General features: G+C 61.1%; 20 protein-coding genes, 1 tRNA gene, 1 other RNA gene and 1 pseudogene. 14 read left to right on the top strand and 9 right to left on the bottom strand.

The features are described 5' to 3' along the window. The first annotated feature begins 262 nt into the window (after positions 1-262). The 5 genes and pseudogenes from Q7S96_00115 (at position 263) to Q7S96_00095 (ending at position 4,373) form a co-directional block, all read left to right on the top strand. Positions 263-418: pseudogene (locus Q7S96_00115) on the top strand (DUF3761 domain-containing protein). Between the two features lie 1,795 nt (positions 419-2,213). Next, positions 2,214-2,408, top strand: coding sequence for a hypothetical protein (locus tag Q7S96_00110; GenBank protein ID MDO8462669.1), 195 nt, complete (start codon positions 2,214-2,216; stop codon positions 2,406-2,408). 891 nt (positions 2,409-3,299) lie between these two features. Next, the gene (locus tag Q7S96_00105; GenBank protein ID MDO8462668.1) at positions 3,300-3,500 is read left to right on the top strand and encodes a hypothetical protein; all 201 of its coding nucleotides are present in this window, start codon (positions 3,300-3,302) and stop codon (positions 3,498-3,500) included. Between the two features lie 99 nt (positions 3,501-3,599). Next, on the top strand, positions 3,600-3,746 hold the full coding sequence (locus Q7S96_00100) for a hypothetical protein (GenBank protein ID MDO8462667.1): 147 nt from the start codon (positions 3,600-3,602) through the stop codon (positions 3,744-3,746). Between the two features lie 111 nt (positions 3,747-3,857). Beyond that, positions 3,858-4,373, top strand: a complete 516-nt coding sequence (locus Q7S96_00095; protein MDO8462666.1) for a hypothetical protein — start codon at positions 3,858-3,860, stop codon at positions 4,371-4,373. Positions 4,374-4,613: 240 nt separating this feature from the next. On the opposite strand, the gene Q7S96_00090 is transcribed toward Q7S96_00095, so the two are convergent. The 4 genes from Q7S96_00090 to Q7S96_00075 all read right to left on the bottom strand — a co-directional run bounded on the left by Q7S96_00090 (position 4,614) and on the right by Q7S96_00075 (position 6,514). Continuing rightward, a tRNA-Asp gene (locus tag Q7S96_00090) sits at positions 4,614-4,687 on the bottom strand. Positions 4,688-4,840: 153 nt separating this feature from the next. Next, complete coding sequence (locus tag Q7S96_00085; GenBank protein MDO8462665.1) at positions 4,841-5,635, bottom strand: Ig-like domain-containing protein; 795 nt, start codon at positions 5,633-5,635, stop codon at positions 4,841-4,843. Between the two features lie 33 nt (positions 5,636-5,668). Further along, a complete protein-coding gene (locus tag Q7S96_00080; protein ID MDO8462664.1) occupies positions 5,669-6,145 on the bottom strand; it encodes a hypothetical protein in 477 nt (158 codons plus the stop codon). A 9-nt stretch (positions 6,146-6,154) separates the two neighbouring features. Further along, on the bottom strand, positions 6,155-6,514 hold the full coding sequence (locus tag Q7S96_00075) for a hypothetical protein (protein MDO8462663.1): 360 nt from the start codon (positions 6,512-6,514) through the stop codon (positions 6,155-6,157). Between the two features lie 670 nt (positions 6,515-7,184). Between Q7S96_00075 and Q7S96_00070 the strand changes: the two genes are divergently transcribed. The 4 genes from Q7S96_00070 to Q7S96_00055 all read left to right on the top strand — a co-directional run bounded on the left by Q7S96_00070 (position 7,185) and on the right by Q7S96_00055 (position 12,992). Beyond that, positions 7,185-8,957, top strand: coding sequence for a peptidoglycan DD-metalloendopeptidase family protein (locus Q7S96_00070; GenBank protein MDO8462662.1), 1,773 nt, complete (start codon positions 7,185-7,187; stop codon positions 8,955-8,957). 194 nt (positions 8,958-9,151) lie between these two features. Then, the gene (locus Q7S96_00065) at positions 9,152-9,493 is read left to right on the top strand and encodes a hypothetical protein (GenBank protein ID MDO8462661.1); all 342 of its coding nucleotides are present in this window, start codon (positions 9,152-9,154) and stop codon (positions 9,491-9,493) included. Continuing rightward, positions 9,490-9,657 (top strand): hypothetical protein, encoded by a 168-nt coding sequence (locus Q7S96_00060; GenBank protein MDO8462660.1) that lies wholly within the window; start codon positions 9,490-9,492, stop codon positions 9,655-9,657. Before Q7S96_00065 ends, Q7S96_00060 begins: the two co-directional genes overlap by 4 nt. A gap of 2 nt (positions 9,658-9,659) precedes the next feature. Beyond that, the gene (locus Q7S96_00055) at positions 9,660-12,992 is read left to right on the top strand and encodes a hypothetical protein (GenBank protein ID MDO8462659.1); all 3,333 of its coding nucleotides are present in this window, start codon (positions 9,660-9,662) and stop codon (positions 12,990-12,992) included. A gap of 297 nt (positions 12,993-13,289) precedes the next feature. On the opposite strand, the gene rplT is transcribed toward Q7S96_00055, so the two are convergent. The 5 genes from rplT to smpB form a co-directional block, all read right to left on the bottom strand. Then, positions 13,290-13,628: a 50S ribosomal protein L20 gene (gene rplT / locus Q7S96_00050; protein ID MDO8462658.1), complete on the bottom strand. Its 339-nt coding sequence runs from the start codon at positions 13,626-13,628 to the stop codon at positions 13,290-13,292. An 18-nt stretch (positions 13,629-13,646) separates the two neighbouring features. Next, positions 13,647-13,841 carry a 50S ribosomal protein L35 gene (locus Q7S96_00045; protein ID MDO8462657.1) on the bottom strand — a complete coding sequence of 65 codons (195 nt, stop codon included), beginning with the start codon at positions 13,839-13,841 and terminating at the stop codon, positions 13,647-13,649. A gap of 26 nt (positions 13,842-13,867) precedes the next feature. Next, a complete protein-coding gene (gene infC / locus Q7S96_00040; GenBank protein ID MDO8462656.1) occupies positions 13,868-14,494 on the bottom strand; it encodes a translation initiation factor IF-3 in 627 nt (208 codons plus the stop codon). Between the two features lie 44 nt (positions 14,495-14,538). After that, positions 14,539-14,939: a transfer-messenger RNA gene (gene ssrA, locus Q7S96_00035) on the bottom strand. Between the two features lie 91 nt (positions 14,940-15,030). Beyond that, the gene (gene smpB, locus Q7S96_00030) at positions 15,031-15,480 is read right to left on the bottom strand and encodes an SsrA-binding protein SmpB (GenBank protein ID MDO8462655.1); all 450 of its coding nucleotides are present in this window, start codon (positions 15,478-15,480) and stop codon (positions 15,031-15,033) included. Positions 15,481-15,534: 54 nt separating this feature from the next. Here smpB and Q7S96_00025 point away from each other — a divergent pair, with 54 nt between their 5' ends. The 5 genes from Q7S96_00025 to Q7S96_00005 are packed head-to-tail and all read left to right on the top strand — an operon-like array spanning position 15,535 to position 19,817. Further along, positions 15,535-16,566, top strand: coding sequence for an AI-2E family transporter (locus Q7S96_00025; protein ID MDO8462654.1), 1,032 nt, complete (start codon positions 15,535-15,537; stop codon positions 16,564-16,566). A 54-nt stretch (positions 16,567-16,620) separates the two neighbouring features. Continuing rightward, on the top strand, positions 16,621-17,304 hold the full coding sequence (locus Q7S96_00020) for a hypothetical protein (GenBank protein ID MDO8462653.1): 684 nt from the start codon (positions 16,621-16,623) through the stop codon (positions 17,302-17,304). A 1-nt stretch (position 17,305) separates the two neighbouring features. Then, the gene (locus Q7S96_00015; GenBank protein ID MDO8462652.1) at positions 17,306-17,977 is read left to right on the top strand and encodes a hypothetical protein; all 672 of its coding nucleotides are present in this window, start codon (positions 17,306-17,308) and stop codon (positions 17,975-17,977) included. A gap of 26 nt (positions 17,978-18,003) precedes the next feature. Beyond that, positions 18,004-19,155, top strand: a complete 1,152-nt coding sequence (locus tag Q7S96_00010) for a S1C family serine protease (protein ID MDO8462651.1) — start codon at positions 18,004-18,006, stop codon at positions 19,153-19,155. Positions 19,156-19,211: 56 nt separating this feature from the next. Continuing rightward, entirely contained in the window at positions 19,212-19,817 is a 606-nt protein-coding gene (locus Q7S96_00005; GenBank protein MDO8462650.1) for a hypothetical protein, read from the top strand. The last annotated feature ends 47 nt before the right edge of the window (positions 19,818-19,864 follow it).

The raw sequence follows: 19,864 nt of genomic DNA, 5'->3' as shown, positions 1-19,864 counted from the left end.
CCTGCATCGTGGTGCTTGCCCATATACGGTCATGATGGGCGAAATGAGAATCGCTGTCTAACGAACGGGGGACAGTCCACAGATTGGGACGCAAAATAGTCAACCAATTTCGCAGAACGTTCCACTGGAGCGGACGATCGGACCTGTTCATAGTGTTGCACCGTCATCAGGGACAGCGGTCACACCAGGTCGGGTCACTGTGAAGGAGGAAGTAGCTAAGAACGTTGCAGTCCCTCCCGTTGCAGCTGCTCCAAACGGGACGTACAAAAATGTATACGGTAATAATGTCCCGCGACCGTATGCGGCACCGTCTGTTCCTGTGGGTGCCTCTGCCCACTGCAGGGATGGGACGTATAGTTTTAGTCAGAGCCGCAGAGGAACGTGCTCGCATCACGGCGGAGTAGCGACGTGGTTATAGTGGGAATGAGAAAGCACCGCGCATTGCTGCGCGGTGCTTGTTTGTTTCATGGAGGGGTATACTGACCGCCAGTATCAGTCTTGCAGTCGCCGCCACCCCCACAACCATCGCCACCCCACACAATCATCTCCGAGCCAGTCCATACCGCAGTGTGGAAATATCGACCATCAGGTGCGTCTATGGTGGCAGATGGACACCATGCGTCCAAGATCGGATCATACTGCCCGCCACCATTCGATGTCCCAACTGACATACCCCACACGATCATCGTGGATCCTGTCCAAACGGCGGTGTGGTGATCGCCCATCTCGACGGGCGCGTTATCCGTCGATACGGTAGTCCATGAATCGGTGCTCGGATTATACCGACCGCCGGAACCGTTGCTCCACACAATCATCTCTGAGCCAGTCCATACAGCAGTGTGCCAGTAACGAGCGGAAGGAGCGTTATTGATACTCGTGGAATTCCATGAGTCCTGTTCGGGATTGTAACGGCTTCCTGTGCTGAGTCGTCCATCTCCTGGTTCATCGCCACCACCGCCCCACACAATCATCTCTGAGCCAGTCCATGTGGCAGTATGATATGCACGTCGCAATGGTGCGTTGGTCGAAGTTATTGGTAGCCATGAGTCTGTGGCCGGATTGTACCGGGCGCCATTGTTCAGAAATCCATCACCATATCCGCCCCACACAATCATCTCTGAGCCAGTCCATACAGCAGTGTGCCAGTAACGAGCGGAAGGAGCATCAGCGGTTGACATTGGTTGCCAGCTATCGGTTTGAGTGGTGTAGCGTCCGCCACGACGCATGTCTCCACCACCTACGCCACCACCGCCCCACACAATCATCTCCGTACCCGTCCAAACGGCAGTATGTTTGTATCGTGCACTTGGCGCCCCGAGTACTGTCATTGGCGACCAATAATCATCTGACGCATGAAATCGGTCGCCACTGTTCAGATACCCACCCCAGATCAGCATCTCCGTGCCCGTCCAAACGGCAGTATGCGTGTACCGTGGTGCCGGGGCTCCCGCCAAAGGTGTCGGTTCCCAACTTCCTGCTCCGCAGGCGATGTCACACACACCCGCATTGCAGGAGGATGTATAGTGATTGGGCACAGGACATGGTTCGTCGGTTACACCATAAGAACACGAGCCATCAGCATGACATGTGCCTGGTCCACTGAAGCTGCGTAGCGTCGTGTTGTCTAAACACACTGGAGCAGGGATATCCGTACAGAACGCACCGTTATTGACCGTGTTGTCGCAATCATTGTCTTGTGTGTCGCAGATCTCTGTGCCCGGCGTAATCTCTCCACTGCAACTACTCCAACTTCCGGCATAGCAGAGGTCTTCCATTGTGCTGCACGTGATGATCGTTTCGGGATGCGTGTTTGGCGAAATGCCAACGATGGGGCCAGTGTACGAGATACACTGCACCATGCCATCTCGACACACGCCAACATTTCGCGTTTCCACGGGACCTTCGTAGCAGGCGCGATTTAGTAAAATCGTATTTCCGTCTATGTCGCGTGAGCCATCGGTCACCCCGTCGCAATCGTCATCGAGGCCGTTGCATATTTCCTCGGTGCTGCTCACGGATCCGTCGGGTGCGTTGCAGGTGAGTGATGACGTTTCGAGATCGCACTGCATCGTGCCCGTTCGTGCACAGATACCGAACTGACTATTGGAGCATGAATCGCCCCATCCAACTGTATCGGTATCGGTCGTACCGTCACAGTCATCATCCATGCTATTGCACGACTCATCGATTGGGGAGTCGGGTGTGCCGACGCATTGAGTACCGTCACCGCCGTTGGTGCACACCACCACACCTTCTCGCGTACATACTCCGATGCCGACTGGACACGCATTGCCGATGTTCCAGAAGCTCTCGTCGGTGCTCCCGTCGCAGTTGTCATCGAGCCCATTGCACTGTTCCTCCGTTGCGCGATCTGCACCATCCGGAGCATCGCACACGAGAGTTTCTGATGCGGCGTTGCACACGAGCGTCCCGTGCAGTTCACATGCGCCATAGAGACCATTGGAACATGATTCTCCGTAGTCGGCGGTGTCTGTGTCAATGATGCCGTTGCAATCGTTGTCGACGCCATCACAGAATTCCATTTCGGGACTTCCATCGGTGGCTGCGCATGTTGTCGCCACGCCATCCTCTGTACATACGACCACGCCAAAGCGTTCACACGCTCCGATTCCTACCGAGCACGGATCGTCCAGGCCATCGAATGATTCATCCGTCTCCCCGTTGCAGTCATTGTCGATGTGGTCGCAGCGTTCGACTGCGGGCGGGTTGGTTGATGCATCGCACCGTACCCCCCCATCATGACTGCAGACGTACTCCCCAAATCCCTCGCAAGCACCGGTGCCATTGGAGCAATCAGTGCCGAGCACGTCCATGAAATCTTCGTCCGTCTCCCCGTCGCAGTCGTTGTCCAGATCATCACAGATGTCAGGTTCGGGGTCACGTCCCTCTTGGAGGATTTCGTTTCTTCCATGAACGCAGGAGATGATCGTAACTTGACACTCACCATCCGACGTTCCGGAGACTCTCGGTGAGAGTCCGTCGTCAGTGACGCCGTTGCAGTTGTCGTCAAGTCCATTGCATGTTTCTTCGGTTCTGCTCGCGGAGCCGTCGACAGCGCTACAGGCGAGCGATGATGTGTCGAGGTTGCATTGTTTGATGCCTGTCCGTGCGCAGACCCCAAGTTGCTCATTGGAGCATGATGCACCCCATCCGGCGGTATCAATGTCAGTGATTCCATCGCAATCATCGTCCACCCCGTTACATGCCTCAACGCCCGGTTCTCCAATCGAAGCATCGCAGCGTGTGGTACCGTCCGCAGCGCAGACGCGGACGCCTGCATGTTCGCAGGCACCGGTGCCTCTCGTACAGGACGTGCCGAGCACGACTGTGAAATCTTCGTCAGTGTCCCCGTCACAGTCGTCGTCTCGGCCATTACAGATCTCCTCGGTCGGGACTCCGGGCTCGAGATCGCAGTGGAGACCGCGAGCGAGCGCGCAGGTGAGCACGCCAGAGCGGAGGCAGATGCCATCGCCAACTGAGCACTCGGATCCAAGGAGATCCGCGAAGTCCTCATCGGTCTCTCCGTCGCAATCGTTATCCAGTTCGTCACATTGTTCTGGCTGCGGATCACGCCCCTCATGGAAGACGATGGTGTCGCCATCCGTGCAGGTGAGAATGTGCGGCTCGCACTCCCCGTCAGTCGTTCCGATGACTTCAACGCCGATTCCTTCGTCGGTGTAGCCGTTGCAGTTGTCGTCGAGTCCATTGCACGTCTCATCGGTTGAGCTTGACGATCCATTGGGTGCGTCGCAAACGAGCGCACCAATGTCGAGATTGCACATCATGGTTCCGGCCCGTTCGCAGATTCCGCGCTGTCCATTCACGCATCGCGTTCCATGATAATGCGTATCGGCATCCGTGATGCCGTCACAGTCATCATCGATGCTGTTGCAGCGTTCTGCGGTGGGAGATCCGGCAAATGCATCGCACGAGATGCCACCAGTTCGTGTGTCGCACCCCCATTCGCCATCGTGCGCGCACGCACCATTGCCAACGGTGCACGCTGCTCCGAGTTCTACGAAGTCCTCGTCCGTGTCACCATCACAATCGTTATCGAGTTCGTCGCAGAGTTCGCTGGTTGGATTCCCGGACTCCGCATTGCACGCAGAAGATTCGAGATTCATGCAGGCGATCTCGCCAGTCCGTTCACAGGAACCGATTCCCGCGACGCATGGCAGGCCGAGGTCAAAGCCCTCGTTGGTCTCCCCATTGCAGTCATTGTCCTTGTCATCGCAGAGCTCAACATCGAGACAGTGACCATTGCCGTCAGCGTCATCGTCCGTTGCCGTGTCGCCGCTGCATCCCGGACAGGATGTATCGTCGTCGGGATGCTCTGTTGCGCATGCGGATAGAACAACTATCAGGGTGCAAAGTCCCACGCACATGATCCGATTTTGCATCGGTTTCTCCTTTGTGTGTCGCCTTGTTTTCGGTTGTGAATGAACCACTCTTCATGTAGAGAATAGCGTATTTTTGGTCATTTGTCAAGCATGGGAAGGGCTCTGGTGTTTATGTCGGGTGTAGGGTTGAATTTCGGTACTGAATCACAATGACCACCCATACGGGTGGTCATTGTTTTGCATTTTTCAAAACGGGCCGGACGGGACTCGAACCCGCAACTTCCGCCGTGACAGGGCGGTGCTCTAACCAGTTGAACTACCGGCCCACATGATGATGGATCGCACTACGTCACTATCGTATACGTTGTATAGAGTTTGTCTAGTGCCTCACGGGAAAGGATTGGAATTGGCGTCATTCGTGCAATAGGAAAGGCGGCCCTCTGGAGGAGGGCCGCCTTGGCGGCTTTGTTGGGGTGCCCCTAGGGATAGGAACAGCCCGGGAGCCGGAGATGCGGGAGCTGTGTGCAGATGTCGCCACCACCGCCGTTCTGCATCTGTCGGTGACGATCCGTGACCCTCTGGAAGAGGGAGCGGAGGCGTTCGTCGGTGTACACGCGGGCGACTTGCCCGGTCATGCCGATGGCGTCGTCCTGACCGCCATCGCGTTCGCTCTGGTCGCGGCGGTGCTGGTTGAGGCCCTCCTTGGCCTGCTCCGCGTCGCGTCGCGCTTGTTCGGCGAGCATGCGAGCGACCGTGTCGGCATCGTTGTTGCCTGAGGACGCGGAGGTCGGTTTGGAGAGCCATGCGAGCCCGAGGATGCCGAGCAGGAGCGCGGCGAGGACGCACATTGCGATGGACGCACCCGGCCAGCCGATAGGGCCGATGCTGGTGCGACGCGCGGTGGGTGGTGGAGTGAAGTACGGGATCTCGATGGTGTTGTCGTGCGGGACCGGTGCCGGCATCTGCGCGGCGACGTGCTGCACCGCGACGCGACCTCCTGCATCTCCGTGAACCTCGATGGGCCCGGACCGCTTGGCGCGGACCTGGGCGATGACGCATCCGTACTCCTCGGTGCCTGCGGCACCGGTGGTGAGCGAGATGCTTGCCCTTCCGTTCTGGAGTGTGCCGAGCGTGGGGTCCACGGAGACGTGGACCGGCGCGCTGGCGACCGCGTTGCCGTGCTCGTCCGTCACCCGGAACATGACCGGGCCGGACAGCTCTCCCACGACTCCGTCTACCGGACCGGGGGATGCTACTCCGATGTTCAGTGCCATGACTCCTCCGTTGGTTGTGGGTTGATGGTGACGCTATACGCGCACGAATCGCACGCGCGGCGGTTGGTTATGGTTGTGCGCACCGCCGCAGCAGTGATGCGGTTGCTGCTGCAGGACGACGATATCACCGGCCTGAGCCACACAGCCCTCGGGCTCGCCCGCGGGGACGTTTACCAGGAAGTGCACCTGCTGCGTGAGCGTCCTGCCCGTCGGTACGCCTGGATCGTCCAACTCGGCTCCGTAGACGGTCGCACAGAGCTGGAGCGATCGCCCACGCGCGGGCTCTTGCGGGACGACCTGGCATCGGGCGTAGCCCTGCCCGTCCGTCACCATGACGCCTTCCTGCGTCGTACCCTGTCCGAGCTTGAAGAGTCCGGCCCCGGCCTGGCACTCGAAGCGAACCTCCACGTTCGGAATGGCGTTCGCTCCTTCGAGTACTCGAACGACGAGCTCGACGTGTTGGTTGACCTCTGCGGTGCGAGTGATCGCTCCGTACGATTCGATTTGCATGCTGACCTCCTACAACTTGGGTTTGGGTTGGATTTGCAGCGGAACCATCCGCGCACCTCTCCGGCCGCTGTCCGTGGTCAACGGGACCATTCGGACATGCGACGGACGCGGTGCGGGGACGACGGTGTCTCGCGCCGGTTGCCTGGTGCTGGACGGGGGATCGGACTCCGGTTCCGGGTCCGGCGAGGTGTTTCCATCCAGGTTCGAAATGTAGGCATCGAACGGATCGTCGGCGGGAGCCGCGATGTTCGGATTCGTCGCCTCATCATCGTTGTCCTCGTCCTCATCTTCCTCATCCTCCGCAGCAGCAGCCGCCGCCGCTGGGCTTCCGAAGGGATCATCATCTTCACCGTTTTTGCCGTCACCCATGGTGTTTCTTCTCCTCTTCAGTTGGTAATGTGCTGGCCATTCCAGCCCCGGAGCATCTCACTTTCCGGCTCGAATGTGAGGAGGAGCGCATGCGATCAGGTAGCGAGACGCTCGGGGGCCGCAATGAAATACTCTACAAAGAATCACTGCAGGTCACTCTAGCGCAAAAACTGTAGCACGGAAACGATATATTGTCAAGTTTATATGGCAAAAGGTTCATTTTTTGTGTCTAGAGGTTCATTTTTTGTTTCAATAGAGCAATATATGTGATTATTATTGAGTTTTTTCTATTTCAACAAAATAAGGGATGACCCTTGACAAATTGTAGGAAACGCGCTACAGTCACGGGCAGTACCTTCACATATTCCTCCATCGCCTTGATGGAGATTCCAGACAACAACACCCGGCAAGGAGTGAGAACATGGGTCGCATTGGTCAGGCCCTCCGTACGTTCGGAGGTGCAACGGTGCGTAGGGCTCGTGCGGTTGGGGGTGCGACTTCCAACATCGCTCGTGCGCTGCGCGATACAGCTTCGGAGAGCGCGCGGACGCTCGGAGACGCCGCTACTCGCGGCACTCGTGCGGTGCGGGATGCAACCGTGCACAACGCCAGCGCATTGCGCAGCTCCGCTTCGCGGAGCAAGCGTGCACTCGGTGACAGCACGAATCGTATGGCGCGTGCGGTGGGAGGAATAACCTCCCGCGCCACCCACGCCATCGAGGACGCAGCCAGTCGTTTCGCTCGTGCGGTCAGCGGTGCAGCGTCCAGTGTTGCACATGCGATTGGGAGCGGGGCATCCCGCGCCCGTCATGCGGTGCATGATACCGCCGCCAACGCCACCCACGCCATCGAGGACGCAGCCAGTCGCCGCGCCCGTGCGGTGGGGGATGGGGTATCCGATGTCGCGCACGCGATCAGTGATTCCGTTTCACATGCCGCACTCGCGTTTGGGGGCGCAGCGTACGGCAGGACACTCGCGCTCGCGCGTGTCCCTGTCCATGCGATGCAGCAGCGTCAGCGCAGGAAGAGCGGCAAGCGACTCGCAGCGCGGTACGGAGGCGGCGTTACGCCGCGCCCACCGCCACGTCCTCGTTATCCGCGCATCGTGTTCTACAACGTCGCACCGGGTGCGGAGCGTCAGCGGAGCTGGTGGAGGGCTGCGAGCAAGCGATGGAAGATTGCAGGAGGCATCCTCGCTGCCGTCGCGCTCGCCGCTGCCGTCGTCCTGCTCCTCATGCTCGCCCCGTGGAGTGATGACGGTGCCGATGCACGCGATCGGTCCACCGATGTCTTCCCGCCGCCGTCCGCGACGCTGGACGCATCCTACCGCGACCAGCGCAGAGGCGCGATCGTCGAGCAGTACGCGCAGATCGCGGCGGACGTCGCACCCATCGCATCGCGCATCGCGGAGTTCCGTCCGCTCATCGAGCGGTTCGCGAACACGGCGCGCATTTCGCCGTTCCGTGTCGCCGCCATCATCGCGCTGGAATCGCGCGGCGTGCGCGATGCCGTGAGCCCCGCAGGTGCAACCGGACTCATGCAGCTCATGCACGATACCGCAATGGATCACGGTCGGAGCTGTGGGATGGTGCATACTACCCTCCGGAAGGAACCCGAGCAGAACATCTGCACCGGAGTGTCGTACTACGCCATGCTCATTGCGCAGTACGACGGCGATGACGAGACCGCACTCGCGCGGTACAACTCCGGGAGCATAGACGAGCGACTCGCGCGCTTGCCGGAAGGTACGCCAAAGCACTACTGGGCACTCCGCGGAGCTGGTGCCCTCTCCGGCGCGGAGAGTCGGAACTACGTCCCGCGCGTGCTCGCCTGGGAGATGGCACTCCGGGCACTTGATCGCTTCGGTGAGGCACCACCGGACATCGCAGCACTCCACCTCCCCATCGGCGGCCCGCGGCGACCGTGCGGAGGTGTAGGTGATTCGTTCCTCAACCTTGGTGCGCTGTTCATCGAGTGGGGTGCCAAGCTGCGTGGGCATCGGTTCTCCTTCACAGCACCCGACGATCGTCCGTACGGTGATGTCCCCGACGGGCAACTCGGTTGGCCGTCCGTCTCCGGGTATCGCGTCACCTCGTCGTTCGGCATGCGTGACGGCGATCACCACGACGGGATTGACATCGCAGCGCCCTGGGGCACGCCGATCTACGCCTCCGCAGACGGCATCGTGGTATCCACACAGGAGGATCCCGGTGGGTACGGCAGACAGGTGACGATCGAGCACGGAGACGGCATCAAGACGCGGTACGCGCATGCATCCCGCGTGCTCGTCGCCGAGGGACAGACGGTTGTCCGCGGTCAGGAGATCGCCACAGTGGGTACAACGGGCAACTCCAGTGGCCCGCACATCCACTTTGAGGTGTTCGTGGGCGAAACCCATGGAGCACGCAAGCAGTTCATGGACCCGATGCCCTACCTGTTGTAGCACGTCGCGATTCTCGAAGGCACCCGAGCCAGTAGCTCGGGTGCCTTTCCTTTTGGTATACTGAACGTTCAGGAGATGTCCACAGAGGGCACGCTCGTTCGTCATTTCGACCGGAGCTCGTCTGCGAGCGGAGCGGAGAAATCTCACACGGTTCAATAGATTGGAACGTTTCTGCGGAGGTCTTCACATGCGTTATGCCATCAGAAACACCGACCATGGATCCCATGGAACATTTTGTAGAGACGCTCATTGCGTCTGCGGGCTTCACCGCGCTCCCTATTGGCGCGCACGAACAACTCGTCATTCAGGTGCGTGATCAGGTGCAGCGTCGCACCGGTGTGCTCGCGGTGCGTGAGCTCGATGCCGATGGCCTCGGTGCGATGCGCGCGCTCCTCGAACAGGAACCCGCACCGTCCTCCGAGGCAGTGCAGGAGTTCTTCCAGGCGCGCATTCCCGATTTTCCCCAGAAGCTCGAGCGCGAGCTCGATGCGTTCGCGGAGTCCTTCCTCGCTGCCGCGCAGCCATCCTCGGTATGACCGATGTCCAGCAGCAGCTCCAGGAGCTTCGCGCATTTGCCGATGAAACCCTCGCGCGCCTCGACGCGCTCTCGCGCGAGCAGCAGGAACTTCTCAAGGTTGCCCTCGATCGCATACGACTCGAGGAGATCGAGGCCGTGCGACGGGAACTCTCATCGCGATGACTATGGCGACAGCGGAAGACCAGCGCTCTGAAGAGACGGAACGGCGGGAGTCACCCTTCGACACCGCTGCGGTTGAGAGCGTGCGCGCACAAGTGGACCTCCTCGTGTATCATGCGCGGAAGAAGGTGCTCGACCTCGACACGACCCGAGAGCGCATTGACGCACTCATCCGGGAGCACGAGGGTGCCCTCACGGAAGCTGAGGATGCTCGACTCCGTGAGATTGGTGAGAATGCGCATGACTTTCTCAATGTCCTTGAGCGGTTGCGGTTGCGGGTTGTTCCAGAGAGTGCGGATGTGAGCTCCGCAGCCGATCTTTGGGATGAGGCATCCGACACACAGCAAGAAGACGCTCCACTCGCCGGACCGGAGTCGCCGATACACGTTGAGTCATCTGCGGAGCCCATGGGCGTTTCTGGATACGAAGAGAGTGCTGCTGAGGATACCCAGGTAGACGCTCCACCTTCCAGATCGGAATCGTCAACACGCGAGCCGTCCGCGGAGTCCATTGCGCCATCAATGGAGCAATTTTCCGCGTACGAAGAACTGGATCAAGAGGCCATGAACGTCAGGAGGGAAGTGGTCGCGGGGACACTATCCATACAAGATGCGCGCACACGCGTGGAAGAGCATATACAAAATATTCAGGATAAATTTCCAGATTTGCTTTCGTCAGCCGTTCGTCTGCAGAATACGTTCGAGGGGTGGTTGCGACGACAGTCGAGGCAGCACACCGAGGAGCATACGGTCGAGTCATCCGGAGAACCCTTGAGAACCCCAGAGCACGAGGGAGATGCCGAAGCTGCATTTGATGTGGTGGATGCGGCAGTAGTTGAGGCGGCGGGTCCGGAAGCGATTGCGTTTGGCATGGCGGAATCGCTCTTACAACTTCCGGAGGGTCGTGCCGAACTCTCCATCCTCGCTGCGGCGGTTGCCGGTGTGGAGGGCGAGATGCGCGAGCGTGTGGATGCAACGATTGCGCAGCTTGCGGAGCGACTCGGCCTTTCGCAGGAAACGGTCGCGGAGGCACTACACGATCAGCAACGCTTGCTGGAGCAGGCCATTCGGCGTGAGGTCTATAGCGCGGACGCGCCGGTGCTCACCACGAAAGCCGACAAGGCAAAGTTTGCGGGCAAGACGCTCGTGAAGCTTGCGGCGTATGCCGGTGCGGGAATGTTCCTCGCGTCCGCTGCGGTCACTGGCGGCATGACCGCCGCGCTCGGCGGCGGTGTGATTGCGCTCACGCGTATGCTCGGCATCGCGCGGAAGGGCGCACGGCAGGAGGCCGCGGTACAGGAGCAACTCACGGCGACGCGGGAAGCACTCGTATCTCCGGATGGTGCTGAGCAGAAAGAAAAATTTGAACGCGCGCTCGCGGCAGCACTCGTCGCGAAGCGACTCGACGCGCTCAATGTCGCCAATGCGACGGAGCTCGCGGCGCGCGATGCGGACCCCACGCTCACACCGGAGCAGCAGGAGCAGCTCGCGGGTGCCGCGCGTGGCCTTCGTGCGGTAGATGGAGAAACGCAGGAACAGGAGCAACAGGCGGCAACGCGTGAGGGCTTCCAGCCGTTGCGTGAGACCGCGTGCGGCATCCTCAAGAAGATCTGGAGCGGTGGCGATACGGCAGACGAGAAGATGCTCACGGCTGGCGTGTTCGGAATGGCCGGAGCACTCGCGTACGAGGTGCCGGTGATTCGGAATGTGCTCGGCGCGTACGGCGGCATCAAGGCGGCGGAGGCGTTGCAGAAAATGCGCGGGAAGCGCGCAGGTATTTTTGGGCGCATCGCGGGAGCGGCTATGGGAGCGTTCGTACCGGAGGTGACGCGCGGTGTGATGAGCGGAGCAGTGGGGCGTGGTGCCGGTGGAGTGGAGCGAGGTATTGGTACGGTGTTCGGTGATGAGGGCGCGCCTGTGGCATCGGAACCATCGCTCCCTAAGTCCGGCCCGGGCCATGCGGTCGGGTACGCGGGCGGTGCGGAGAGCGCGGAATCGCCGAGTGGAGCAACAGAGCCACCGTCGGAAGTGCTCGCGCCGGCAACGATGGAACCCGTGGCGGCACCGTCTGCACCGGAGGAGTCGGTGCCAGCACCAGAAATTGCTCCATCGCCACCGCAACCCTGGGAGCAACTCGGCACGACGCAGGAGCTCTACGACGCGGCGACGTTCACGGAAGGGCAGGGATTTACGCACCCGGTCTACGACCAACTCCGCAGCGATCCGTCGCGGTTTGGATTCACGGGGAACCTGGAGAACCAGCGCGTCGTGGATCGGTGGGCCATGCGCACCGCGCAGGAAATCGCCATCCGCGAGGGGTTCCTGGAGCCCGACCGCGTGACGACGACGCACGGCCTGCGTATACCGGAGGGCGGCGACGTACGGATCATCGTCCACCCCGATCAGAGCGTTTCCTACGTTGGTGGTGAGAAGGCAGACCTCATGGAGGAAGTGCACCATGTCGCGGAACGAGATGCGCGTACTCCTGCTGCTGAACTCTTGGAAAGGCGGAAGCCATTTGCGCGGAGCATGATTGCATCTGCCGAGGAACACCTACGTGCCATGGATGCGTTTCATAATGCGACGTCCGGACGCACCGAAGCCATAGGAGATATGGATGCCTTCCGGAGTGCGTTCGATGAGACAAAAAATAACCTCGACACCTTTGATGACGTGATAAAAATGTTACCACCCGAACAGCTTGTGAACCTTGAGGACAAGGCAGTGGCTTTGCGCGAGCATCTCGAGCAATATCGTCCATTCCTTGGTTCGCAAGAGGTCGCAGTTGCTGAGGCGTCGTCGGTTGCTCCATCCGCACCGCCACCCGCCGAGCTGCCTATCGCTCCATCTCCAGCCCCCGAAGCACCTGCAGATAGTATTTCTGAGCCGCCGCCAGCACGCGTGGAAGCACCGATGCCCCCACCACTTGCAGCAGAAGATACCATCGTGCTTGAGGATCTCCGTACTCCTCCTCCGGAAGCTCCCGCTGCACCGACTGCTCCGCAAGCACCGGCAGTGGAAGCATCCCCGGCTCGCGTCGAAGAGCCCGCGCAGCCCACTGGCGTAGCGGCGGAAACGACATTCAGGCAAATGGATTCGCTCACCTCCGTTCAAACACAAGAAAACGCGAATGCATTTTTTGCAGCAACGGGACTCGAGAAGAAGATCGTAGTGTTGAAGGACCTTTTGGGGCCAGGAACACAGCGAAAGATTGCCAATGATCTTTCCATTCGGTTGAGCAACAATGGAAAGTTCCTCACCTGGAGCGAGAACGGACGGGAGTTCAAGCCGCTGAGTAGATTGAATCTCATGTTGTTCGAGAGGAAGTTCCGGGCGTGATGGACCCCCCCGTGTCATTGCGAGGAGTCCGCGAACGCGGATCCCTCAAAGGACTCGGGACATGCTCCGCAATCCCGGTCATGAGTGTACTCATCCGACGTGAGTAGCACGCGCATCCATCCTGTTGATGACCGGGATTGCCACGTCACGCGCGGACGCGCTCCTCGCAATGACAGGGTAATGGGTGGTGTGACAGATACGTTTCTCACAAGGATAAACATGACGGGTGCTGCGGAGTCCTTCGCATACATGCAACACCGCGTGTCGTACGACACGCGGTGTTGCATTGCGGTGCGCCTAGCCCTGCACGATCTTCGCAAACGTCTCCGGGTGCTCTGCGGCGAGCTCCGCGAGCACCTTGCGGTCGAGTGCGATGTTGCGGCGCTTGAGGTCTGCGATGAGCTTGCTGTACGTCGTTCCGCTCGTTCGCGCGGCGGCGTTGATGCGAATATTCCACAGGCCGCGCATGACGCGCTTCTTCTTCTTGCGGTCGGCGTACGCGTGCTGGCCCGCCTTGAGCGTCGCGGTTGTTGCCTGGCGCACGCTGGATTTCCGGCCCCACATGAAGCCCTTGGTCTTCTTTAGGAGCGAGCGGCGTCGTGCGGTGTGGATGGTTCCTCGTTTGACTCGTGGCATACGATAAAGAAAACAGGATCACGCGTACGGCATCTGCCTGCGGGCGGTTTTCGCGAGCGTGGGATCGAACTCCATGTCGCGCCGCTTGTTCAGGCGCGTCTTACTGGACTCACGCGCGTTGAAGTGGTCCTGGCCGGACTTCCGCTTCAGGAGCTTGTGCTTCTTGACGATGACGCGCTTCGCGGTCGCTTTGTGGGTTTTGAGCTTCGCCATAGGTTCTGTCACCTCCATTCACCACCTTACTCGTTCGCTGCGTTCTTGTCTAGCGCGTCTTTGGGCTCCTGCCCTTCCTGCACGGGGATATCCCGTTTTTTACCGCCCACCACGAGTGAATTGCGGCCACCTTGGACGGAGAGGGGCTGATCAACCGTGATCTCGTAATCGGCCTTGAGGTCCTCGACGAACTTCTGGATAACCTCGTCCGCTTGGCCGCGGAAACTCCGTTCGCGCCCGCGGAGGATGAGGTCAACGGATACCCGGTTGCCCTGATCGAAAAATTGTTTCGCTTTTCGGAGGCGTGCCTGCCGGTCGTGCTCACCGATGCGGAGCGAGAGGCGGATGCCCTTGACCTCCACGGTTTTCGCGTGCGCCTTCTGCGCTTTCCGCTGCTTCTCCTGTTCGTACTTGAACTGCTTGAAGTCGAGGAACCGGCAGACCGGCGGCTGGGCGCTCGGGTTGACCTCGACGAGATCAAAGCCGCGCTCCTTCGCGGTGGCGCACGCTTGCTCCGTCGTGAGGACACCGAGGTTCAGGCCTTCCTCGTCAATGACGCGAACTTCAGGGACGCGAATCCGATCGTTCGCCCGAAACATCTGGCGCTCGATCTGCTCCTGTCGTTTGAACCGTCGGTGGCGATGAATGCGCATAGACGCGCTGCGCGCGCAATTGCTCTTGCGCATTGCGAGCGAAACAGTGGAGGTGAGGGGAGTTGAACCCCTGTGTGGAATGCACGTTGACCGCGTCCTTCTCCAGGCACAGTCCTGTTGATGATGTCTCGCGTCCGCTCGAACAGGACGAAATGCGCACGCGATGAGCCCGCGTCATCTCGTCGCACCATTGGGGCGCATGGCACGACCAGCTCGAAGGTATAACACCCGAGGTTTGCCTATCGAGCATTGGCAATTCGGATGGGCAATACGCTTACGCGATCGCCGAAGCAAGCATTGGCATGCGGAACGCATTCGCGACCGCTTCCTTTGCTCGATGGAAAGCATTGACACTTGGCTTTCGTGCGCAGTGAGATTTACGAGGTTCTGCGCCCCCTCGGCCTGCTGGATGTGGAACGAACACCCATCGAATCCCGGCACCCCCACGAGACGCCTGAATGGCGTGGAAGCTCAGAGGACGCCGCGCCGCAAGGGCGGCGGGCTCACCACCAGTGTGGCAGGGAAGCCGCGGGACGTCAAGTGCTCCGCATCGTCGCGCGTCGCATCCGTCGGTCATCCTCCCGTTTTTTGATGGTCTCGCGTTTCTCGTACTTCCGTTTACCGCGGGCGAGGGCGATGTCCACCTTCACGAGCCCGCGCTTCTCGATCATGCGCAGGGGGATGAGCGTGAGGCGGTCTGCCTGCTGCTTGCCAGTGATGCGGCGCATATCGCGCTTCTTCAGGAGGAGTCGGCGCGAGCGGTTGGGATCGTACTCGTCGGTTCGTGAGGCCTTGGCGTATCGGCCGATGAACGCGTTCGTGAGCCACGCCTCGCCGGACCGGAGGTGCACGAAACTCCCGACGAGCTTCGCGCGTCCGGTTTTTGCCGCCTTCACCTCGTGGCCGAGGAGCTCGATACCCGCCTCGATGGTCTCGAGGATATCGTAGTCAAATCGGGCCTTGCTGTTCGTGGCGAGTACGTTCATGGTGTGGTGTCCTCCCGTTGTTGATCTATGATATCATGTGGATAGTATCGCACTATGACACCAGGAGGAAAAACAGAATTCACGGTCAGTGTGGCGACGCTCGTGAAGATCGTCGTCGTGGGGATCATCGCCGCCGCGCTCTTCTGGTTGCGCGATATCGCCGCACTCGTGCTCGTCTCCGTCTTCCTCGCGGTGCTCATCAGTCCGGTCGCGGACTTCTGCGAGCGGCATCGCCTGCCGCGCGCGCTCGGCATCGGTGTCGTCTACCTCACCTTTTTTGGGTTCGTCGGGTTCCTCTTCACACTCCTCGCGCAGCCGATCATCTACGAGGCGAAGGGGCTCGCCACGTCCTTCCCGGATGCGTGGACGCGCGTGCTCGGTGCGATGGAGTCGCTCCGCGCATTCTCGCTTGAGCACGGGCTCGCGGATAAGCTCCAGGAGTTTGCCTCCGGTCTCGAGGGGAAGGTGACGGCAGGCATCTTTGGTGCGATTGCGGGGGTGTTCGGCGGCGCGCTCTCCTTCGTGCTCGTTCTCGTGCTCACATTCTACCTCGCCACGCACGCGACGACGGTGCGTCGCACGCTCATCGGTCTGACCTCCGCGCGTTGGCAGCCGTTCCTCGTTGGTGTTGTGCCGCGCATCGAGCGCAAGATGGGGTCGTGGCTCCGTGGGCTGCTCGCGCTTGCGGTGATCATGAGCTTCTTCGTTTTCGTTGGCCTCGCCATCCTCCGCGTGGAGTACGCGCTCCTCATCGCGCTCCTCGCAGCGTTTGCCGAGATCGTCCCGTACGTCGGGCCGATTGTCGCGCTCATCGTCGCGGTGGTGCTCACGCTCCTCCAGTCACCGGCGAAAGCGCTCGTCGTACTCATCTTTTTCGTCGTGCTCCAGCAGATGGAGAATCACCTCCTCGTCCCAAAGATCATGCACCGAGCAGTCGGCGTGCATCCCGTGGTGTCGCTCATTGCAATCCTCGTGGGTGCGCGAATCGGCGGCGTTGCGGGCGCACTCCTCGCCATCCCCATTGCCGCAGGGCTCATTACTTTCTTTGAGGAGTACGGGCGGGAGAAGCGACAAACCTCGTCATAGAGGCGTTGTCCATCGTTTCTGCACTCATCTCGCATTGATCACCTCAGAGGCCGTATGGCGCAGCTGCGCGAGCAGGTTCGCGCGGATGTCGTGGATGACGTGCAGCGGGGAGCGCGGAAGGCGCGACGACGCAAGGCGTTTCTGCGATGCGGAGGGTGTTGCGGTGTGGTTTTTCTCCTTGTGCTCCTCGTTGCGGGATCGCTCGCGTATGTCGTTGCGCGTTCCGGCGTCATCTCGCTGCCCGTGCTCGGGAATCGCGTCGGTCACGAGCGAGCACCGCGTCGCGTCGTTATTCCGGAGTCGCTCGTTGTGGACGAGCGCCTCGCACGCGCGCTCCACACCGCGCAGGATGGGCATGTCACCCTTGCGTTCACGGAAGCGGAGCTCACTGCGCTCCTCCGTGAGGCACTTGCAGGCAATCGCGATCTCCCCTCGGGTCTCGCGGAGAGCATCCAGGTGACCGTCGGAGATGATGTCGAGATTTTTTCTCGCATGGAGCTCCTTGGTGGTGACGCGACGACGGTCCTCCTACGCGGGACGCCGGTACTCGCGGGGCGCGAGGTTGCCATTGCCTTTCATGAGGCCACGATCGGCGCGATGCCAATTCCGTCGCGGTTGATCGAGTGGATCATTGCGCGTGCGCTTGCGGGGAAGGAACTCCCCGTTGCGCTCGAGAGCATCGTGCTCCGTGATCAGGAGATCGCGGTGGAGGTCAACGTGGATCCCGATCGCTTGTGATATGGATACGGAGCACACCCGTTGGCCATGGTTTTCCACGAGTGGACTCCTGCTCGCGTGGCTCCTCACCATGTTCGTACCGCGTGCGCTCCCGATCGCACTCGTCATCGCCGTGTGTACTGCGGTACTCGGGACGCGGCGTTCCCGCAACCCGCACTGGCGATCCCTCTGCCGTCACGCGCTACTCGCGGCGAGCGCATTTGGCTACCCGATCTTCCTCGGCGGGCGTATGCTGCCGTGGGTGGCCATGGGCCTCTCTTTCTCACTCATCGTCCTCGCGTGGGTGCCGAGGGTTGCCGGACGCGCACGACTCGTGCTCCCCCAGGCACTCGCTGCGGCACTCGGTATCGCGCTCACCGCGTCGGCGACACAGTTTTTCTTTCCGACGACCTGGCGAACCGTCGCCTGCCTCGCGCTCATCGCCTTTGGCATCCTCCTCGTCGTGAGTACGCCGCAGCAATCCTTGGCGATGCTGCCAGCACCGTTCACGTGCGCGGCAGTCCTCGTGCTCGCGGAGACGCTCGTCCTCCTCCGTTCGCTTCCCGCGCACTGGACGATTAACGGCGCGATTCTCGCGAGTGCAATCGCGGTGATGCTCATGCCGCGACGTACCGCACGCCTCGCGTTCTCCGGGCTGCTCGTCGCGATTTTTGCTTTTGGTGTGGTACAGTAGGGAGTGTCTCCCACGATTCCTATCCTATGGCACAGCGCAAGCAGCACGAGCGGACATCAGATCCTCTGAAAGCCCTGCGACAGATCATGGCGCGACCGCTCGTTGCGCCAGTGCCGCGCGCGGGACGTGCGGGGTGGATGCTGTTCACCGGTGCGCTCGCGCTCATCGCCGGCATTGTCGGTGGGCTCGTCGGCATGGCGTTCCTCTTCCCCGTTCCCCAGACGTCCGGTGCGCAGGTGATCATCGGGCGCGTCGCAGCGCGGGAGGGTGGGAGCGACCAGTTCCCCGCACTCGCGCCGCTCGCCGCTGCGGTGGTGGACATCGTGGACATCCACGATGCGGTCGCGCTTGCGGATCGGCACGGACGCGGCGTCGTGCTCACGAGCGACGGGTGGGTGGCAACGCTCCGCACCGCGCTCCCCACGGCGCGCGGGAGTGCGCCGGGCATCGTTGCGCGGGACCGCACGCTCCACGCGGTGACGGAGGTCGCCTACGACCCCATGTCCGATCTCGCCTTCCTTCGCGTCCCAACGCTCTCGGCAACGGTCGTCCCGATTCGCGATCGCGATGGTCGCTACCCGGGGATGCCGCTCTTTGCACCGACGGAGGACGCGGGGCTCGTGCTCGTCCGTCTGCGTGCACGCTCGGTGCGTGAGCAGCCCGCCGCGCTCCAATCGTCTGATCGCTGGGGATCGCGCCTCACATTTGATGGTTCGACACCGCTCATCCGCGGGACACCGCTCGTGGATGAGGACGGCGCGGTCGTCGCGTTGGTCCTCGCGGATGACGTCGCGCTACCCGTGGATGCGATGGTGACGGCGCTCGCATCGCTCTTCCGCGACGGTGCGGTCACACGGAATGCGTTGGGCGTCATGTACCGCGATCGTTCCGCGTTCATCGTGGACGATACGGACGCGGGGCAGGGCGCGATCATCGAGGCACCGCCGCGCGGTCGTGCATTCACCGCATCGAGCCCACTCCGCGAGGTGCTCGAGGAGGGTGATCGCATTATCGCGGTGGGGGATGACCCGCTCACGGAGCGTCGGTTCCTGGAGGAGATCCTCCAGGAGTACCCGCTTGGCGCGGTGATCACGCTGTCTGTCCTCGCAGAAGGTGAAGCGGCAACGCACACGGTGACGCTCACGAAAGTGACGGGGGAGACCGTGGGGTATCCGTGAGCATCCGCTTGATTATCTTTGGTGCTCCCGCACCAGTTTACGGTCTCATCCCACTTATGTCCCACTCGATGACACTCTTCGTCCGTCGGCATCACCGGTACGTCATGCTCGTCGCGCTCGCTGGTGCGGCCGTCGCGCTCGTGCTGTCGCTCGTGCAGCCGTTCTCGTACCGCGCGACGATGCGCTTTCTCATCATTCAGGCCACGTCGCCCACGCTCGACGCGTTCACCGCGGTGAAGTCATCGGAGAAGATCGGGCGCAACCTCGGTCAAGTCATTGCGTCGTCGTCGTTCCTCGATCGCGTCCTCCAGGTCAACGGGGACATTGATGCGACCGCGTTCCCGACGGTTGAGCGCAAGCGTCGCCGCTCGTGGGATCGCGCCGTCGAGTCGTCCGTTGCGGCAGAGACGAGCATCATGGAGCTCCACGTCTACCACGAGCGCCAGGCCCAGGCCGTGGCAATCGCGGAGGGCATCGGCACCGTGCTCGTCCGCGATGCGAAGGACTACACCGGCAGTCGCGACATCACCGTGCGCGTCATTGATTCCCCGATTGTCTCGCGGTTTCCCGTGCGGCCGAACGTACTCGGGAACGTTTTCCTCGGTTTTGTGCTCGGTGCGCTCCTGGCACTCATCCAGCGGTACCTGCGGCGCGCATCGTAATCTTTGGAATCCCTACAAACTCCAACGTCGTCATTTCGACCGAGTCC

Source organism: bacterium (assembly GCA_030647005.1).
Lineage (GTDB): Bacteria > Patescibacteriota > Patescibacteriia > JACPHY01 > JACPHY01 > JAUSKG01.
This window is presented reverse-complemented; position numbering and strand designations above follow the sequence as displayed.

What these genes read in the sequence shown, in the direction of transcription:
- Q7S96_00105 (MDO8462668.1), top strand. Translation starts at nt 3,300, where the DNA reads ATGTTCGCAGGCACCGGTGCCTCTCGTACAGGACGTGCCGAGCACGAC.
- Q7S96_00100 (MDO8462667.1), top strand. Translation starts at nt 3,600, where the DNA reads ATGGAAGACGATGGTGTCGCCATCCGTGCAGGTGAGAATGTGCGGCTC.
- Q7S96_00095 (MDO8462666.1), top strand. Translation starts at nt 3,858, where the DNA reads ATGATAATGCGTATCGGCATCCGTGATGCCGTCACAGTCATCATCGAT.
- Q7S96_00085 (MDO8462665.1), bottom strand. Translation starts at nt 5,635, where the DNA reads ATGGCACTGAACATCGGAGTAGCATCCCCCGGTCCGGTAGACGGAGTC.
- Q7S96_00080 (MDO8462664.1), bottom strand. Translation starts at nt 6,145, where the DNA reads ATGCAAATCGAATCGTACGGAGCGATCACTCGCACCGCAGAGGTCAAC.
- Q7S96_00075 (MDO8462663.1), bottom strand. Translation starts at nt 6,514, where the DNA reads ATGGGTGACGGCAAAAACGGTGAAGATGATGATCCCTTCGGAAGCCCA.
- Q7S96_00070 (MDO8462662.1), top strand. Translation starts at nt 7,185, where the DNA reads ATGGCGCGTGCGGTGGGAGGAATAACCTCCCGCGCCACCCACGCCATC.
- Q7S96_00065 (MDO8462661.1), top strand. Translation starts at nt 9,152, where the DNA reads ATGCCATCAGAAACACCGACCATGGATCCCATGGAACATTTTGTAGAG.
- Q7S96_00060 (MDO8462660.1), top strand. Translation starts at nt 9,490, where the DNA reads ATGACCGATGTCCAGCAGCAGCTCCAGGAGCTTCGCGCATTTGCCGAT.
- Q7S96_00055 (MDO8462659.1), top strand. Translation starts at nt 9,660, where the DNA reads ATGGCGACAGCGGAAGACCAGCGCTCTGAAGAGACGGAACGGCGGGAG.
- rplT (MDO8462658.1), bottom strand. Translation starts at nt 13,628, where the DNA reads ATGCCACGAGTCAAACGAGGAACCATCCACACCGCACGACGCCGCTCG.
- Q7S96_00045 (MDO8462657.1), bottom strand. Translation starts at nt 13,841, where the DNA reads ATGGCGAAGCTCAAAACCCACAAAGCGACCGCGAAGCGCGTCATCGTC.
- infC (MDO8462656.1), bottom strand. Translation starts at nt 14,494, where the DNA reads ATGCGCATTCATCGCCACCGACGGTTCAAACGACAGGAGCAGATCGAG.
- smpB (MDO8462655.1), bottom strand. Translation starts at nt 15,480, where the DNA reads ATGAACGTACTCGCCACGAACAGCAAGGCCCGATTTGACTACGATATC.
- Q7S96_00025 (MDO8462654.1), top strand. Translation starts at nt 15,535, where the DNA reads ATGACACCAGGAGGAAAAACAGAATTCACGGTCAGTGTGGCGACGCTC.
- Q7S96_00020 (MDO8462653.1), top strand. Translation starts at nt 16,621, where the DNA reads ATGGCGCAGCTGCGCGAGCAGGTTCGCGCGGATGTCGTGGATGACGTG.
- Q7S96_00015 (MDO8462652.1), top strand. Translation starts at nt 17,306, where the DNA reads ATGGATACGGAGCACACCCGTTGGCCATGGTTTTCCACGAGTGGACTC.
- Q7S96_00010 (MDO8462651.1), top strand. Translation starts at nt 18,004, where the DNA reads ATGGCACAGCGCAAGCAGCACGAGCGGACATCAGATCCTCTGAAAGCC.
- Q7S96_00005 (MDO8462650.1), top strand. Translation starts at nt 19,212, where the DNA reads ATGTCCCACTCGATGACACTCTTCGTCCGTCGGCATCACCGGTACGTC.